This is a genomic window from Niveispirillum sp. (assembly GCF_017996735.1).
Taxonomy (GTDB): domain Bacteria; phylum Pseudomonadota; class Alphaproteobacteria; order Azospirillales; family Azospirillaceae; genus Niveispirillum.
Genome location: NZ_JAGOGJ010000001.1, coordinates 146,169 through 161,384 on the forward strand (window position 1 = coordinate 146,169; position 15,216 = coordinate 161,384).

Consider the following 15,216-nt stretch of genomic DNA (forward strand, 5'->3'; position numbering starts at 1 on the left):
CTTGGCCAAATCCTGCCCCCCGTATCCGAAAAAGCCCCGCCGCAAATCCGGCGCGGCATCTTGCTGTCCGGGTGTTATCACAGCCTTCCGTCCTGGCGATCATGTCAATCCGCTTTCCCGGTCCCCGGCAGGGTGACACGGTCGCGGAAGTAAAGCAGTTCGGCCACCAAGCCTTTGACGAGGCGAGCCTTTTGCGCATCGGGGCGAAACAGCAGATAGGATTTGAACTGGACGTCCGGCTTGAAAGGCCGGAATACCAGCCCCCGTTCGGCATAGCCGTCGGCAGCGGCCGGGTTTACCAGGCCGACCCCAACCCCTTCCAGCGCCAGGGCACAGATGGTCCCCGCGCTGGGGGTTTCCACGATGATTTCGGGCCTGGACCCCGCGCTTTCCAGAATCTCAGTGATCCGGTGGCGGGCGCGGTCCTCCGGTGCCAGGGCGATGAAGGGCTGTCCATGCAGGTCAGCGGGGGTGATCACCGATCGGTCTGCCAGCTCATGCCCCTGCGGAATGGCCAGAACCGCGCGGAAACTGCTGAAAATGCGATGTTCGACCCCTGACAGATCCACCTCGTCGGCGGCAATGCCGATGTCGAACTGCTGGTTGGCGACCAGATCGCGCACCGTGGAGGAGGAGAGAACCTGCAAAGTGATGGCGATCTGCGGGTTCTTCTGCCGGAAAGTGTGGACCGCCTTTGGCACGACCGTGGAACCGAAGGCGGCCATGCTGGCGACGCGGAGGCTTCCCGATCCGAAATCGCGGATACGCGCCGCCGATGCCCGCAGCCGGTCCAGACCCACAAAACTGCTATTCACATCCCGGAAGAACATCTGCCCTTCCGGCGTGGGGACAAGCCTGCCCTTCACCCGGTCGAACAGGGCGAAACCCAGGCTTTCCTCCAGTTCCACCAGGGCCCGGCTGACCGCCGGCTGCGTGATCCGCAACAGTTCGGCCGCGCGGGAGGCGGAGCCGCTGATCATGGTGGCGCGGTAAATTTCCAACTGCCGGAAATGCATACGGAGGGCCTCACTCGCAACTCACTCCATAACATCAGTGCATGTCGTGGCGCTGGATGGTCAATTGAATTTGTATCCCCATCCCCGTAGCCCCGGCCCGGCTGTCCACCGTTCGACCGATGCGGTGACGGGCAACGTTCCGGTGGCGGTTTCGGGCGTGTCGCATTGTTCTGCGAGACGAAATTGGCCCCACCTATGCGCGCCGCCGAGCCGGCACCCCCAGGCTTTGAGGGGAAAAGCCATAATGTCTGGTTATGGACCTGTGCTGACAGGTCAATTGAAATTGTATGTCGGTGCCGACATGCTGATGTCATCAAACTTGAAGAGGAAGATCATGCGCGACCTGTCCCGTTGCGTCATCCATCCCGCCGTCTCGCATGAAGGGTTTGCCAGCATCGGTGTCCCCACATATCGGGCGTCGACCATCCTGTTCGACGATGCCAAATCCTACACCAACCGCAAATATCGGGGGCCGGACGGCTATACGTATGGGCTGCATGGCACGCCGACGACCCGCACCCTGGAGGCGCAACTGACGGCGCTGGAGGAAGGGGAGCGGACGGTAATCGTGCCGTCGGGCCAGGCGGCGATCACCATCGTCTTTCTGACGGTCCTGCTGCCCGGCGACCATGTGCTGATCCCGGATACCGCCTATCCGCCCTGCCGGGGCTTCTGTGAGAATTACCTGAAGCTGCGGGGCGTCGAATACACGGTCTATGATCCGCTGATCGGGGCGGGGATCGATGCGCTGGTAAAGCCGAACACCAAACTGATCTGGATGGAAAGCCCCGGCTCCACCACCATGGAGTTCCAGGATGTGCCGGCTATCGTAAAGGTGGCCAGGGAACGTGGCGGCATCCTGACCGGCTGCGACAATACCTGGGCCACGCCGCTCTTGTTCAAGCCGCTGGCCCATGGCGTCGATTTCTCCAGCGAGGCGCTGTCCAAATATGTCGGCGGTCATTCCGACCTGCTGATGGGGTCGATCAGCGTCAAGGATGTGGCCCTGTTCCGCCGGCTGAAGGACACGATGCGCATGATCGGCATCGGCGTCTCACCGGACGATTGCGGCCTGGCCCTGCGCGGCCTGGAGACAATGGGCGTGCGTATGCGTCATGCCGATGCGGTGGCGACCGAGTTTGCACGCCGTCTGGTGGAATTGCCGGCGGTGGAGCGGGTGCTGCATCCATCGCTGCCCACCTGTCCGGGGCATGAGGTCTGGAAACGGGATTTCACCGGAGCGTCCGGCGTCTTCTCCGTGGTGCTGAAGGCCCCTGCCAATGCGGTGATCGAAGAGGCGTTCGGGGTTCTGAAGACCTTTGCCATTGGCGCTTCCTGGGGCGGCACACGCAGCCTGATCGTACCCATGGCGATCAAGGCCGACCGGGTGGCCACCGATTGGACTGATGAGGGCGTGATCCTGCGCATCTCTGTCGGCATGGAGGATCCAGAAGATCTTTGGGCCGATCTTGCGGCCCTGTTCACGGCGCTGGCCGTACCCGTTCTGGGCGGTTGAGAGCGGCCAAGCGGGGAGGGCAGGGCATGCGCGGAATGGTCAAACGGCTTCTGGCGGGAATGTGCCTTCTGGCGCTGACCGCCTGCGGGCAGACGGCGGCAGAGAAGAAGCCGGCGGCAGGTGGTCCAGTGAGTGGCCCGGTGGGCGGCGCCGTGGGAGGCACGCTGAAGGCCGTGCGTGACCGCGGCTACGTCTCCTGCGGGGCCAGTACGGGAACCGTGGGGTTCGGCGCGCCGGACAGCCGGGGCTACTGGCGCGGGCTGGATGTGGAGACCTGTCGTGCGGTCGCTGCCGCCGTTCTGGGCGATAAGGACAAGGTGCGGTTTGTCCCCCTGACGGGGCAGCAGCGCCTGACGGCCCTGCAAAGCGGGGAGATCGACATTCTGCCCCGCACCACCACCTGGACCCTGTCGCGCGACGCCAATGGCGTGAATTTCACCCTGCCCAATTATTACGACTATGACGGGATCATGGTCCGCAAGGACCGGGGTGTGACCAGTTCCCGTGAACTGGACGGCGCCTCGGTCTGTGTGCAGACGGGATCGACGACGGAGGTGACCTTCACCAATCTGGTGGCATCGGTGGCCCCCAACCTGAAGGCCGTGATCTTCGACAGCACGCAGGCGACAAGGCAAGCCTTCTTTTCCGGTCGTTGCGATGCGCTGATCACCGATGCATCTGGTCTGGCGTCGGTGCGGGCCACCATGGCCAGTAATCCCGACGATTTCATCATCTTCCCGGCTGATGGCAAGCTGTCGCCCCTGACACCCGCCGTCCGGCATGGCGACGATCAATGGTTCGACATTGTGAAATGGTCGTTCCAGGCGCTTCTGATGGCGGAGGAACTGCGCATCACCCAGGCCAATATCGACGAGATGCGCAAAAGCCAGGACCCGACCATCCGCCGCTTCCTGGGCGTGGAGCCCGGTAATGGGGTCGCCTTGGGCCTGGATGAGGAATGGACCTATCGTATCGTCAAGCAACTGGGCAATTACGGCGAGATGTTCGACCGCAATGTCGGGGCCGGCAGCCCGCTGAAGCTGGATCGCGGCCTCAACCGTCTGTTCCGCGACGGGGGCCTGATGGTTCCCATGGCGTTCAATTGAGGGGGGCGGGGATGACAAGCCTTTCCACCCTTCTGAATGACACGCGTACCCGGCAGATCGGGTTGCAGGCCCTGATGCTGGCCGCGGCTATCGGTGGTATCGGCTGGTTGGTCCTCAATACCGCCGGCAATCTGGATGAACGCGGCATCACCGGCGGGTTCGGCTTTCTGGAACGCGCGGCGCGTTTTCCTATCGCGGAGAGCATCATCCATTACCGTCCCACCGACAGTTTCGGTTGGGCCTTTCTGGTGGGGCTGGGCAATACGCTGTTCCTGGCCGTCACGGCGGCGCTGACGGCGACATTGCTGGGGTTGGGCGTGGCGCTGGCGCGGCGGTCGACCCATCCGCTGACCAGCGGGGCGGCCACCGTCTATGTGGAGGCGATGCGCAATACGCCGCTGGTGGTGCAATTGCTGTTCTGGTACGCGCTGCTCACACTGGGGTTGCCCAATATCCATATGGCCTTCACCCCCATCGATGGCGTGATCCTGGCCGACCGGGGGCTTTACCTGCCCCGGCCCGTGATTGCCGGCGACAAGGGGCCGTTCGTGGCAGCCTTGCTGCTGGGGCTGGCGGCTACTGCTGCAGCATGGCGGTATGGGCGGATACAGAGGCTGCGTACGGGTATTCCCAATCATTATGGCTGGATCGCCGTTTTTTCCACCCTGCTGCTGGTGGGGCTGGTCTGGATCTCATCAAGCCTGGCGTTGTCGCTGGACCGGCCCGTGATCGGGCGGTTCAACGCCACGGGCGGCATGGGGCTGTCGCCGGAATTCACGGCGGTGTTCGCGGGCCTTCTGCTCTATTCAGCCGCCTTCATCGGGGAGATCATCCGTGGCGGCATCGACGCGGTGGACAAGGGACAGTGGGAGGCGGGGCGCGCCCTGGGCCTTGAGGAAGGCAAGATCCTGCGCCTGATCGTCATCCCGCAGGCCCTGCGCGTGATCATCCCGCCCATGACCAGCCAGTACATCAACATCACCAAGAATACGACCCTGGCACTGGCTGTCGGTTACCCCGACATCGCCCTGGTGGCGGCCACTACCATCAACCAGACGGGCCAGGCAGTGGAGGGCATTCTGATCCTGATGCTGGTCTTCCTGACCCTGTCCGTCACGGCGTCGCTGTTCATGAACTGGTACAACCGGCGGATCGCCCTGGTGACGCGATGACGGACATGACCCAACCCACACCCGTCTTCGTACGCACCGCGCCGACCCCGGCCCGTGCCGCCCCCCTGGCCGAACGCCGGCCCCTGTGGCGACTGCTGTTCGGCGACATGGTCAGCGCGGCCATGACCCTGGTCGGGCTGCTGGGTCTGGCCTGGATGCTGCCGCACCTGCTGTCATGGGCGGTGATCAACAGTGTATGGACCGGTGGCGGCGACGAATGCCGGCAGGCCGGCGCCTGCTGGGCCTTCCTGGCGGAAAAGTATCCGCAGATCCTGTTCGGCATCTATCCCCCGGCGGAGCAATGGCGGCCCATCGCCGTCTGCGCCCTGATCCTGGGGTTGGGATTGTGGAGCCTCCCGCCACGCAACTGGACGAAGGCGACCCTGGGCCTGTGGGTGGGCGGCGTGCTGGGAAGCCTGTTCCTGATGGGGGGCGGCGTGCTAGGGCTCAAATCCGTGCCGACATCGGCCTGGGGCGGGTTGCCCGTCACCCTGCTGCTGACCGTCTGGTCACTGGGCCTGGGCTTTCCGTTGGCTGTGCTGCTGGCATTGGGGCGGCGGGCCAGCCTGCCTGTGCCCCGATATCTCTCCATCGGCATCATCGAGCTGATCCGGGGCCTGCCGCTGCTGTCGCTCCTGTTTATCGCCTCCATCCTGCTGCCCATCATGCTGCCCGACGGGGTGAGTATCGACAAGCTGGCCCGTGCGCTGGCCGCCATGGTGCTGGTATCGGCCGCCTATATCGCCGAGGTGCTGCGTGGCGGGTTGCAGGCGATCCCCAAGGGGCAGACAGAGGCGGCGCAGGCCCTGGGCCTGAACTGGGGACAGACGACCCGCCTGATCGTCCTGCCGCAGGCCATCGCCAAAGTCATTCCGCCGCTGACCAGCACCATCATCGTCATGGTCAAGAATACCAGCCTGGTCCTGGTTGTCGGCCTGTTCGACCTGTTGAGTGCGGGGCGCGCGGCGCTGGCCGATCCCGACTGGCCGGCGCCCTTTGCCGAGACGTACCTGCTGATCGCCCTCATCTATTTCACGATCTGCTTTTCCATCTCCCGCTATGCGCGGTGGCTGGAAATGCGGATGTCCAAGGGGAGCCGCCGATGAACGCCGTGGAACTGTCCCGCGTCAATAAATGGTATGGCGACTTTCATGTCCTGCGCGATGTGGACCTGACCGTCGCCAGGGGGGAGCGCATTGTCATCTGTGGCCCGTCCGGGTCCGGCAAATCCACCCTGATCCGCTGCATCAACCGGCTGGAGGAACATCAGGCGGGAAAGATCGCGGTGGAGGGCAATGAGGTGACCGGCGATGCCCGCAGCGTGGAGGCGGTGCGCCGCCGCGTGGGCATGGTGTTCCAGCAGTTCAACCTGTTCCCGCACCTGACCATCCTGGAAAACTGCACCCTGGCCCTGACCCAGGTGAAGCGCATGCCCAAGGCGCAGGCGGAAGAGATTGCCATGACCTATCTCACCCGCGTGCGTATTCCCGATCAGGCCCGCAAGTTCCCCGGCCAATTGTCGGGCGGGCAGCAGCAGCGGGTTGCCATTGCGCGGGCGCTGTCGCTCTCGCCGGAGATCATGCTGTTCGACGAGCCGACCAGTGCCCTTGACATGGAGATGGTCAAGGAGGTGCTGGACATCATGGTCGAACTGGCGGGCGACGGCATGACCATGCTGTGCGTCACGCATGAAATGGGCTTTGCCCGACAGGTGGCCGACCGCGTCATCTTCATGGATGCCGGCCAGATCGTGGAAGCCGCCCCACCGGCCAGTTTCTTCACCAATCCGCAGCATGAGCGGACCCGGACCTTTCTGGGCCAGGTGCTGCATTGACGGGAATGACCACGCCAACCTGATGGGGGAACCATGACCTCATAAACACCCCCGTCATTCCGACCTTACCGAACCCTTTCGCCATGGAAGCCCGCCTTCCATGAACGGGCAACCCTTGCCCAAAACCCAGGCGCATTTCCAAGACAGCCGCAAGAGCCGTCGTCAAGCCACCGACCAACAGACGAGAACAGGGAACCATCATCATGGGTAAAGAACTGAAATATTTCGCCTTCACCGGCGTTTCCGTCCTGGCACTGCTGGCGGCGGCCCCCGTCCTGGCGCAGCCGGCGGACCTGGAGGAGATCATTGTCATCGGGTCGCGCTTTGAACCGCGCGTGGTGACCAAAAGCCCGACCCCCATCGATAGCATCTCTGCCGAGGAGTTGACGCGCGGCGGAGCGACCGATCTGCAGAGCATGCTGAAGGTGGCTGTGCCCAGCTTCAGCACGCCGCGTCCCACGGCGGCGGGTGCCCTGGATTTCCTGACCCCGCCCACCATGCGTGGCCTGTCGACGGGGCAGTTGCTGGTACTGGTCAATGGCAAGCGCCGGCATACGGCCCCCGGCGTCAATGCCGGCAATCAGATCGGGCGCGGCGACGTCGCCTATGATTTCAACGCCATCCCCTCCGCCGCCATCTCCCGGGTGGAGGTGCTGCGTGATGGTGCTGCCGCCCAGTATGGGTCCGATGCCATCGCTGGCGTGATGAATGTGCAATTAGCCAAGGGCACGGACGGCACGGCATCGGCCATGTATGGCATCACCGAGGAAGGTGACGGCGAGCATGTGGAAGTGTCGATGGCAAAGGGCATCGACCTGGGCGATGACGGCTTTGCCCGCCTGACGGTCCAGTACAAGGACCATGAGGAGACCAATCGCGCCACCCCCGACACCCGCCAGCAATATTTCGGCCGCAACGCCGCCGGCGCCCTGGTCATGCCGTCGGGCAATTACGGATCGGGTGTCGGTCTGACACCGTCGAACGGTACGCTGGACCCGCGTGAGGCGACCATCGACCGCGACATGTGGAATTTCGGCGAACCGAAATATGAACAGATCGCCCTGTTCCTGAATGCTGAAAAGCCCTTGTCCGATGCGGTCACGGCCTATGGTTTCGGCGGTTACAGCCGGTTGAAGGGCAACAGCTTCAACTTCTTCCGCCGCGCCGGCCAGGATGAGACGCTGCGCAGCCTCTATCCCGACGGGTTCATGCCCATCCAGGAGATTGAGATCATCAATGGTTCCGGCGCTGTTGGCCTGCGCGGTGACGATCTGGCCGGGTTCGGCTGGGATCTCTCCACGCTTTATGGCGGATCGCGGATCAACACAGGCTATTCCAATACCGCCAATGTCTCCCAGGGCGCGGCCAGCAAGACCAGCTTCGATCGTGGCTTCAACGATTTCCGGCAATGGACGACCAACCTGGATTTCACCCGCGAAATCCCGGTCGGCAATGGCGAGCCGCTGAAATTCGCCTTCGGGTTTGAATATCGCAAGGAAATCTATGAGCTGGGTGTCGGCGAGCCCGACAGCTATGCCAATGGCGGCGTGCCCATCCTGGACGGTCCCAATGCGGGTCGCCCGGCCCCTGTGGGCGCACAGCCTGGCGGCGGCAACACGCCCGAAGATGCCACCAAGAAGGACCGCAACAGCAAGGCCGCCTATGTCGAGCTGGAGCGTGATTTCTTCGACGAACGCCTGACCCTGTCGGGCGCCCTGCGGTACGAGGATTTCTCCGATTTCGGTGACACCACCAATTACAAGCTGGCGGGCCGGTTCGAGATCACCGACGAACTGGCGCTGCGCGGGTCGTTCGGCAGCGGGTTCCGTGCGCCGGCCCTGGCCCAGTCCTATTTCAGTTCCACCAATGTAAGCTTTGTGAACGGCCAGCCACTGCGCACGCGCAACATCTCCGTCAACCATCCGACCGCCGCTCTGGTGGGTGCCACGGCGCTGAAGCCGGAGAAGTCGGACAATATCTCCACCGGTGTGGTGTTCAGCAGCGGCGATTTCGATGCCACGGTGGATTACTACCGGATCGAGATCACCGACCGTATCGCCATGTCATCCAACTTCCAGTCGACGGCGCTGACCAGCCTGCTGGCGGCACGCGGGTATCCGGGGCTGGGCGCCATCTCCTACCTGACCAATGCTGTGGATACCACGACCAAGGGTCTCGATATCACCCTGCGATACAAGCATGATCTGGATGAATGGGGGGAGGTGACGGGCACCTTCGCCGCCAATTTCAACGATACAAAGTTCGACCGTATCGCCGGCACCCCGGCGGCCCTATCAGCCATCGGCATCACCACGGTTCTGTTCGACCTGTCACAGCAGGTGCGTTTCACGGACAGCATGCCCAAGGACAAGTTCACGGCCAACCTGAACTGGCAGAAGGATGCCCTGCATCTGAACCTGACCGGCACCCGCTATGGTGAGGTGGCGCAGGTGGCTCTGACCAACCGCACCCCCGCCCAGGTCGCGGCCCTGACACCCGGTTACAAGGTGAAGCTGGTGCCGGTATCCGCCACCTCGGCCAATTCCGACATCATCCAGTATTACCGCGCCGATATCGTGGTCGATATCGAGGCCGGATACGACCTGACCGAGGATTTCACCCTGTCGGCCGGTGTGTCGAACCTGTTCGACCAGTACCCGGAAAAACAGATCGCCTCGACCGCCGCGTCCGTTGCCGCCGGGACCAATGGCGCCGACAATAACGGCACCTTCCCCTACGCCTATATCGCGCCCTACGGCGTCAATGGCCGAGCCTTCCATGTGAAGGCGACCTATCGGTTTTAAGTGCTGCACCTTCCCTTCTCCCTACCCCTGAAAGGACCATCCCCATGCGTATGACCCGCATCATCCCCGCTATTGCCGTGTCGCTGCTCCTCGCCGTTCCCGCCTTTGCCCATCCTAAGTTGAAGGCCGCTGATCCGGCGGTGGACAGCACGGGTCCGGCCCCATCCACCCTGTCGCTGTCCTTTTCGGAGAAGCTGACGCCGGGTGCCGCCACCGTGACCCTGTCACCGGCGCCTGCTGGTGGCGTCAGCATCGCTGACGGGGCGGACGGCCAATCGCTGACCGTCACACCGAAGGCGAAGCTGGCGACCGGTTCTTACAAGGTGGATTGGGCGGTGACGGCGGCCAATGGCCATCAATCCACCGGCAGCTACCAGATCACCGTGAAGTAACGGAGCACCAGACGATGAAGCGCACCCTCCGCCACCTGCTGGTCCCGGCCTTGCTGCTGGCCCTGTCCGTGCCTGCCGCGCAGGCTGCATCCGGGTCGGTGGAGGGTGATGCCGCCGTCGCCCTGTTGCAGGACCTGATCCGCTTCGAAACCGTGAACGCGCCCGGCGACACCACGAAACTGGCAGCCTATCTGGAAAGCCTGTTCAAGCCGCTGGGCGTTGAAACAGAGATCATCCTGTCGCCCAATGGCAAGGCCGCCCATTTCATTGCACGCCTGAAGGGTGATGGCAGCCTGGAGCCTGTGCTTCTGGCCGCCCATACAGATGTGGTGCCGGTGGAGCGTGAATTCTGGACCGTCGATCCCTTCGCCGCCACCATCCAGGATGGTTTCGTCTATGGCCGTGGCGCGCTGGACAATAAAAGTGCGGTCGCCGTCTTCGCCCGCGCCGTCATGCGGTTGGCACGGGAGAGGGTGAAGCTTAAACGCGACATCATCTTCCTGGCAGAGGCGGACGAGGAACAAGGCCGCTTCAATACCGGTTGGCTGGCCCAGAACCATTGGGACAAGATCAAGGCTGCCGTCGCCCTGAATGAGGGCGGGAGCACGATGCTGGACCCTGATGGCAAGGTCCGGCAGATCAACATCTCCGTTGCGGACAAGCAGACCTTGAATTTGAAATTGACCGCGCGGGGCAAGGCCGCCCATTCGTCGCTGGCGGTGCCGCCGCTGGAAACCGCAAACGGCCAATTGATCGCAGCCTTGGGCAAGATCGCCTTCGCCGAAACGCCCATCCGCCTGACGCCGCCCGCCGTGACCTATTTCAAGGGGCTGGCCAGGCTCAATCCCGGCCCCTTGTCGGGTGCGGTTGACCGGCTGCTGGCGGCGGGTGACGATGCCGCCCGTCTGGTTGCCGCCAAAGAGGTATTGGAAGCCCATCCCAAGGAGGCGCCGACCCTTTCGGCCCTGATGCGCGACACGATGGTCGTCACGATGATCAATGCCGGGGTGAAACCGAACATCATCCCGGGTGAGGCCGAGGCCATCATGAATGCCCGGCTGATGCCGGGCGTGGATGTGTACCAGTTTGTGGAACAGGTGAAGGCACTGATCGACAATCAAGCCATCGCGGTGGAGATCGTAAATTCCCGGCCCAAGGAGGAACAGGCTGAGTTCTTCCGTCAGCGTAGCGCCATCCAACCCTCCAGCATCGAGACCGACCTGTTCGGCGCGCTGGAGAAGCAGGCCAAACGCGTCTGGCCGGGAGCGCAGGTGCTGCCGATGATGCTGCAGGCCTCCACCGATGCCGGTGCCTGGCGGGCGCGGGGCGTTCCGGTTTATGGGATCAGGCCGTTTCCGACCGACCCCGATACATCGTCGCGCGTTCATGGCCATGATGAACGCGTTGCCGTGAAGTCCATCCATGAGGGTGTTGATTATGTCTATGGTGTGCTGAAGCAGGTGGCGGCGCGATAGCCCCAGCTTGTTTTGTCTGCTTTGTCGTCTCGTCGGGTCGAAAACCGCTAAGTCGTTGATCCCCGAAAAGGATCAACGGCTTTTGTCATTTCTGCGCCAGTGGTGACTTCTCAAACAGAACTGATCTTGGCTCCGGGCAGGCTGGGGTACCTCATCTTTGAGCCCAGATGGTAGCTGCCCTCCTGGCAGCGCCGCAGCAACGCGTCAATGAGTGCGGGCGGTGGCTTTGGCGATGAGAGTTCTTCGCTGGGCATGATCAGGGCGATGATTGCCGCCAATGTCTCGTCCTGGCCGAAGACCGGGGCGGCGATGGCGCCATAGCCGACATTGTACTTGTTGCTGTCCCAGCAATAGTACAGGCGGTGGATATCCGCGATCTGGCGGGTGAATATCTCTTCGTTCTCCACCCGGAAATCGGTCTCGCGCTGCTTCAGGTGGGCCAGCATCTCGCGCCGCCATTCGCGCGTCTGAAATGCATAGGCGATGCGGGCGCTGGGTGAATGGGGCAGGGACAGGACCAGCCCGACACTGACATCAATGCGGATGGCTGTCGTGGCCGGCAGGCATTTGCTGACGATCGCATCGCCGCCGGCGGGTGCGCATAGCAGCACGGTCCGTCCCGTTTCCCGGTTCAAGGCCTGAAGGACCGGATCCAGCAGCGCCGACAGGTTCTGGCGCCCCGCGCCGATCTGCCCCCAGCGCACAACACGCCAGCCCAGCTTGAACCCCCGCCCCTGCGCCAGACGGGAGACGAGCCCCAGTGCCTCCAGGTTGGCCATGTGGCGCGATACGCGTGACTTGGTCATCGCGAGCGCGTCGGCGATCTGCTGCACGCCCTGCGGCTGTTCCGCTTCGGCCAGGAAATCGATGATGGTCGAAGCCGTGGCCACGGCTTCGATCTTGGGCGGGGCGGATTGTGGGGCGCGGCGGCGCGGGTCACGGTCGATCATGGCAAAAGCCTATCCGGCTGTTGCGGCCACTGCAACAGGGGCCGGTGGCATGTTGCGGCTGGCGGTACACGGCGCCTAGGGTCCAACCATCTGCCCGGGCATCAGTTGGCAAGCAAAACCGGCAAGAGAGGCGACAAGATGGTCAGTTCCGCACAGAATGAACGTCTGGTCCGGGTCGGTCCGGGCACCCCGATGGGCGCTTTGCTCCGGCGCTACTGGCATCCGGTCGCGGCCATTTCGGAGCTGGAGGACAATCCCATCAAGCCCTTGCGGTTGCTGGGCGAGGATCTGGTCCTGTTCCGCAATGCCGATGGCAGTCATGGGCTGGTTGACCGCCACTGCCCGCATCGTGGTGCCGACATGTCCTATGGCATCCTGGAGGAAGATGGGTTGCGCTGTTCCTATCACGGCTGGTGCTTTGCCAAGTCCGGCCAATGCACGGAACAGCCGTTCGAGGATATCGCCAATCCCCGCGCCCGGTTCCGCGACAAGATCCGCATCAAGGCCTATAAGGTGGAGAAGCGGGCCGGCATGCTCTGGGCCTATCTGGGGCCCGACCCGGCGCCCCTGGTTCCCAACTGGGAGCCCTTCACCTGGGATAATGGCTTTACCCAGGTGGTCTTCGCCGACATCCCCTGCAACTGGTTCCAGTGCCAGGAGAACAGCTGCGATCCTGTGCATTTCGAATGGATGCATCGCAACTGGTCATCCCGCCTGTTCGGCAATGGCTCCTATGGTCCCACGCATCTGGAATTGAAGTTCGACGAGTTCGAATTCGGCCATATCTATCGCCGCGTGCGGGAGGATACAGACAGGGACAATCAGCACTGGACGGTGGGCGCTACGGCGCTTTGGCCCAACGCTTTCTTCCTGGGTGACCATATCGAATGGCGCGTGCCGGTCGATGACGAGAATACCCTGTCCGTCACCTGGATGTTCCATCGCGTGCCCAAGGACCGCGAACCCTATGTCCAGAAACGCGTGCCCTGGTGGAAGGGGCCGATCAAGGAGGCGGATGGCCGCTGGATCGTCTCCCACGTCATGAACCAGGACATCGTGGCCTGGGTCGGGCAGGGCACCATCGCCGACCGTACCGCCGAACATCTGGGCCAGAGCGACCTGGGCATCATCATGATGCGCCGCTGCTTCGAACGGAACATGAAGCTGGTGGAGGAAGGACAGGACCCGATGGGCGTGATCCGCGACGCGGAACGCAACCGCTGCATTGAACTGCCCATCAAGCATCGCGAACTTTTTACCCAGTCCATGACGCTGGAGGAGAGCCGGGCCCTGTCGCGCAAGCTGGCCTACAACCTGAACCAGCCGCATTACCAGCATCAGACCGGCCAGCCCGACGCGGTGAAGCGCGAATACCAGATCGCCATGGGCATGATCGCCGAGGACGCGGTGGAAACCATTTAATCCAACCGGTCGAGATGCACCTGGATACGGTCGAGAATGTCATGGAAAAGGGCCAGTTCGCCGGCGGACATCAGGGAAGCGATCATGGCGTTTTCGTCCGCCCGCATGGGCAGGATTTCGTCATGGATGGCCTGGCCCGCCGGTGTCAGTTCGAAATGGATGGTGCGGCGGTCCGCCGGGTCGGGCAGGGCGCTGACCAGCCCCTTGTCCAGCAAGGTGGCGGTGGCGCGGCTGATCTGGCCCTTGTCCGAACAGGTGCGGGTGGAAATGGCCTGTACGCTGGTGGCCCGCCCGGTGGCGATCTGCGCCATGGCCCGCCATTCGGCCAGGGTCAACCCGTGCCTTTCGGTGAAGTATCGCGTGGAGCGCCGGTTGATCAGCCGGGACACGATGGAAAGCCGGTAGGACAGAAAAGTTTCGATATCCGCGGGTTCGGGGCTGGTCATGGCTCTGCTGCCGGTGGGCTCTGTGGTTCCTCAAGGGCTTAGTGCGCCCCTAAGGTTGAGAAGTCAACAATACATCGGTGGCGAGGCTGCCGGTCAATGGAGGGTCAAGGCATGAAACTGGGCACGATCCGGCTGAACGGAAAGCCGCAGGTGATCGCACGGGTGTCGGACGACAAGGGCGTGGCGCTGCCCTTCACCTGGATGGAGGATCTGATCCTGGCCGGCGATGCCGGGCTGGACGCGGCCGCCGATGCCATTGCCAAGGCAGTGGCCGGCAGCCTGCCGGTGATCGACCTGACCCAGGCCGACTGGATGGCGCCCAACCCGCGCCCGTCGAAGATCCTGGGCTGTGCGGTCAACAACAACAATCTGAACAGCAAGGCCTATAAGCCGATGACGGCCCCGATGTTCTTCATCAAGGGCCGCAACGCCCTGACGGGGCATAACAAGACCATCGACATCCTGAAGGAGCATGGCCAGTCGATCCCGGAACCCGAACCGGTGATCGTGTTCGGCAAGACGGCCAAGAACATCCAGCCCGAGGACGCGCTGGATCATGTGTTCGGTTACACCCTGACCAACGACGTCACGGCCAGCGGCGTGAAGTTCAGCCAGGATGCCATCGCCCTGAAGCAGACGCCCGATCTGGTGAAGCCGCACCATCTGGCCTGGCGCGAGACGTTCGGGCCGGAGGATACCTATCTCTACTTCATCTATCACGCCAAGTCGAAGGCGGCCGACACGTTCGCGGCCATGGGCCCCTGGCTGACCACCAAGGATGAGGTTGAGGATCCCAACAAGCTGTCGGTGCGCGGCTATATCGACGGGGAATGCTATACCGACGACAGCACGGCCAATTATTTCTTCCCCATCGAGCGGGTGATCGCCGAAGCGTCGAAATGGTTCACCATGGAACCGGGCGACTGCATCCATCCCGGTACCGCGTCCAAGGGCACGGCAAAGCATCCCAAGGGCAATGTCGGCACCTATCTGGGCCTTTATGACGGCAAGCTGACCGATGTGGAGATCGAGGGGCTGGGCCGCCTGTCGAACCGCGTCAATCTGGTGAAGTGAGGGACGGAC

The 15,216-nt window shown here is 63.1% G+C and carries 13 protein-coding genes; 10 read left to right on the forward strand and 3 right to left on the reverse strand.

Annotated features, from left to right (window positions below; genetic code table 11):
• Positions 1–104: 104 nt before the first annotated feature.
• Complete coding sequence (locus KBA48_RS00605) at positions 105–1,016, reverse strand: LysR substrate-binding domain-containing protein (RefSeq protein ID WP_292902698.1); 912 nt, start codon at positions 1,014–1,016, stop codon at positions 105–107.
• A 334-nt stretch (positions 1,017–1,350) separates the two neighbouring features.
• Here KBA48_RS00605 and metC point away from each other — a divergent pair, with 334 nt between their 5' ends.
• The 8 genes from metC (at position 1,351) to KBA48_RS00645 (ending at position 11,315) form a co-directional block, all read left to right on the forward strand.
• Positions 1,351–2,532 carry a cystathionine beta-lyase gene (gene metC / locus KBA48_RS00610; protein WP_292902700.1) on the forward strand — a complete coding sequence of 394 codons (1,182 nt, stop codon included), beginning with the start codon at positions 1,351–1,353 and terminating at the stop codon, positions 2,530–2,532.
• A 26-nt stretch (positions 2,533–2,558) separates the two neighbouring features.
• Complete coding sequence (locus KBA48_RS00615; protein WP_292902702.1) at positions 2,559–3,638, forward strand: amino acid ABC transporter substrate-binding protein; 1,080 nt, start codon at positions 2,559–2,561, stop codon at positions 3,636–3,638.
• A gap of 11 nt (positions 3,639–3,649) precedes the next feature.
• Positions 3,650–4,810 carry an ABC transporter permease subunit gene (locus KBA48_RS00620; protein WP_292902704.1) on the forward strand — a complete coding sequence of 387 codons (1,161 nt, stop codon included), beginning with the start codon at positions 3,650–3,652 and terminating at the stop codon, positions 4,808–4,810.
• On the forward strand, positions 4,807–5,916 hold the full coding sequence (locus KBA48_RS00625) for an amino acid ABC transporter permease (protein WP_292902706.1): 1,110 nt from the start codon (positions 4,807–4,809) through the stop codon (positions 5,914–5,916). The genes KBA48_RS00620 and KBA48_RS00625 overlap by 4 nt, the downstream gene beginning before the upstream one ends.
• Positions 5,913–6,644, forward strand: a complete 732-nt coding sequence (locus KBA48_RS00630; protein WP_292902708.1) for an amino acid ABC transporter ATP-binding protein — start codon at positions 5,913–5,915, stop codon at positions 6,642–6,644. The genes KBA48_RS00625 and KBA48_RS00630 overlap by 4 nt, the downstream gene beginning before the upstream one ends.
• Positions 6,645–6,847: 203 nt before the next feature.
• Positions 6,848–9,448, forward strand: coding sequence for a TonB-dependent receptor (locus KBA48_RS00635; RefSeq protein ID WP_292902709.1), 2,601 nt, complete (start codon positions 6,848–6,850; stop codon positions 9,446–9,448).
• Between the two features lie 44 nt (positions 9,449–9,492).
• Entirely contained in the window at positions 9,493–9,840 is a 348-nt protein-coding gene (locus KBA48_RS00640) for a copper resistance protein CopC (RefSeq protein ID WP_292902711.1), read from the forward strand.
• A 14-nt stretch (positions 9,841–9,854) separates the two neighbouring features.
• Positions 9,855–11,315 carry a M20/M25/M40 family metallo-hydrolase gene (locus KBA48_RS00645; protein ID WP_292902713.1) on the forward strand — a complete coding sequence of 487 codons (1,461 nt, stop codon included), beginning with the start codon at positions 9,855–9,857 and terminating at the stop codon, positions 11,313–11,315.
• A 110-nt stretch (positions 11,316–11,425) separates the two neighbouring features.
• On the opposite strand, the gene KBA48_RS00650 is transcribed toward KBA48_RS00645, so the two are convergent.
• On the reverse strand, positions 11,426–12,265 hold the full coding sequence (locus KBA48_RS00650; RefSeq protein WP_292902715.1) for a helix-turn-helix domain-containing protein: 840 nt from the start codon (positions 12,263–12,265) through the stop codon (positions 11,426–11,428).
• Positions 12,266–12,403: 138 nt separating this feature from the next.
• Between KBA48_RS00650 and KBA48_RS00655 the strand changes: the two genes are divergently transcribed.
• On the forward strand, positions 12,404–13,687 hold the full coding sequence (locus KBA48_RS00655; protein ID WP_292902717.1) for an aromatic ring-hydroxylating dioxygenase subunit alpha: 1,284 nt from the start codon (positions 12,404–12,406) through the stop codon (positions 13,685–13,687).
• Here KBA48_RS00655 and KBA48_RS00660 read toward each other — a convergent pair.
• Positions 13,684–14,133, reverse strand: coding sequence for a MarR family transcriptional regulator (locus KBA48_RS00660; protein WP_292902719.1), 450 nt, complete (start codon positions 14,131–14,133; stop codon positions 13,684–13,686). The genes KBA48_RS00655 and KBA48_RS00660 overlap by 4 nt on opposite strands.
• A gap of 111 nt (positions 14,134–14,244) precedes the next feature.
• Between KBA48_RS00660 and KBA48_RS00665 the strand changes: the two genes are divergently transcribed.
• On the forward strand, positions 14,245–15,207 hold the full coding sequence (locus KBA48_RS00665; protein ID WP_292902721.1) for a fumarylacetoacetate hydrolase family protein: 963 nt from the start codon (positions 14,245–14,247) through the stop codon (positions 15,205–15,207).
• Positions 15,208–15,216: the final 9 nt, after the last annotated feature.

Excerpts from the sequence above, each read along its gene's own strand:
- KBA48_RS00605 (WP_292902698.1), bottom strand. The coding sequence starts at position 1,016 with ATGCATTTCCGGCAGTTGGAAATTTACCGCGCCACCATGATCAGCGGC.
- metC (WP_292902700.1), top strand. The coding sequence starts at position 1,351 with ATGCGCGACCTGTCCCGTTGCGTCATCCATCCCGCCGTCTCGCATGAA.
- KBA48_RS00615 (WP_292902702.1), top strand. The coding sequence starts at position 2,559 with ATGCGCGGAATGGTCAAACGGCTTCTGGCGGGAATGTGCCTTCTGGCG.
- KBA48_RS00620 (WP_292902704.1), top strand. The coding sequence starts at position 3,650 with ATGACAAGCCTTTCCACCCTTCTGAATGACACGCGTACCCGGCAGATC.
- KBA48_RS00625 (WP_292902706.1), top strand. The coding sequence starts at position 4,807 with ATGACGGACATGACCCAACCCACACCCGTCTTCGTACGCACCGCGCCG.
- KBA48_RS00630 (WP_292902708.1), top strand. The coding sequence starts at position 5,913 with ATGAACGCCGTGGAACTGTCCCGCGTCAATAAATGGTATGGCGACTTT.
- KBA48_RS00635 (WP_292902709.1), top strand. The coding sequence starts at position 6,848 with ATGGGTAAAGAACTGAAATATTTCGCCTTCACCGGCGTTTCCGTCCTG.
- KBA48_RS00640 (WP_292902711.1), top strand. The coding sequence starts at position 9,493 with ATGCGTATGACCCGCATCATCCCCGCTATTGCCGTGTCGCTGCTCCTC.
- KBA48_RS00645 (WP_292902713.1), top strand. The coding sequence starts at position 9,855 with ATGAAGCGCACCCTCCGCCACCTGCTGGTCCCGGCCTTGCTGCTGGCC.
- KBA48_RS00650 (WP_292902715.1), bottom strand. The coding sequence starts at position 12,265 with ATGATCGACCGTGACCCGCGCCGCCGCGCCCCACAATCCGCCCCGCCC.
- KBA48_RS00655 (WP_292902717.1), top strand. The coding sequence starts at position 12,404 with ATGGTCAGTTCCGCACAGAATGAACGTCTGGTCCGGGTCGGTCCGGGC.
- KBA48_RS00660 (WP_292902719.1), bottom strand. The coding sequence starts at position 14,133 with ATGACCAGCCCCGAACCCGCGGATATCGAAACTTTTCTGTCCTACCGG.
- KBA48_RS00665 (WP_292902721.1), top strand. The coding sequence starts at position 14,245 with ATGAAACTGGGCACGATCCGGCTGAACGGAAAGCCGCAGGTGATCGCA.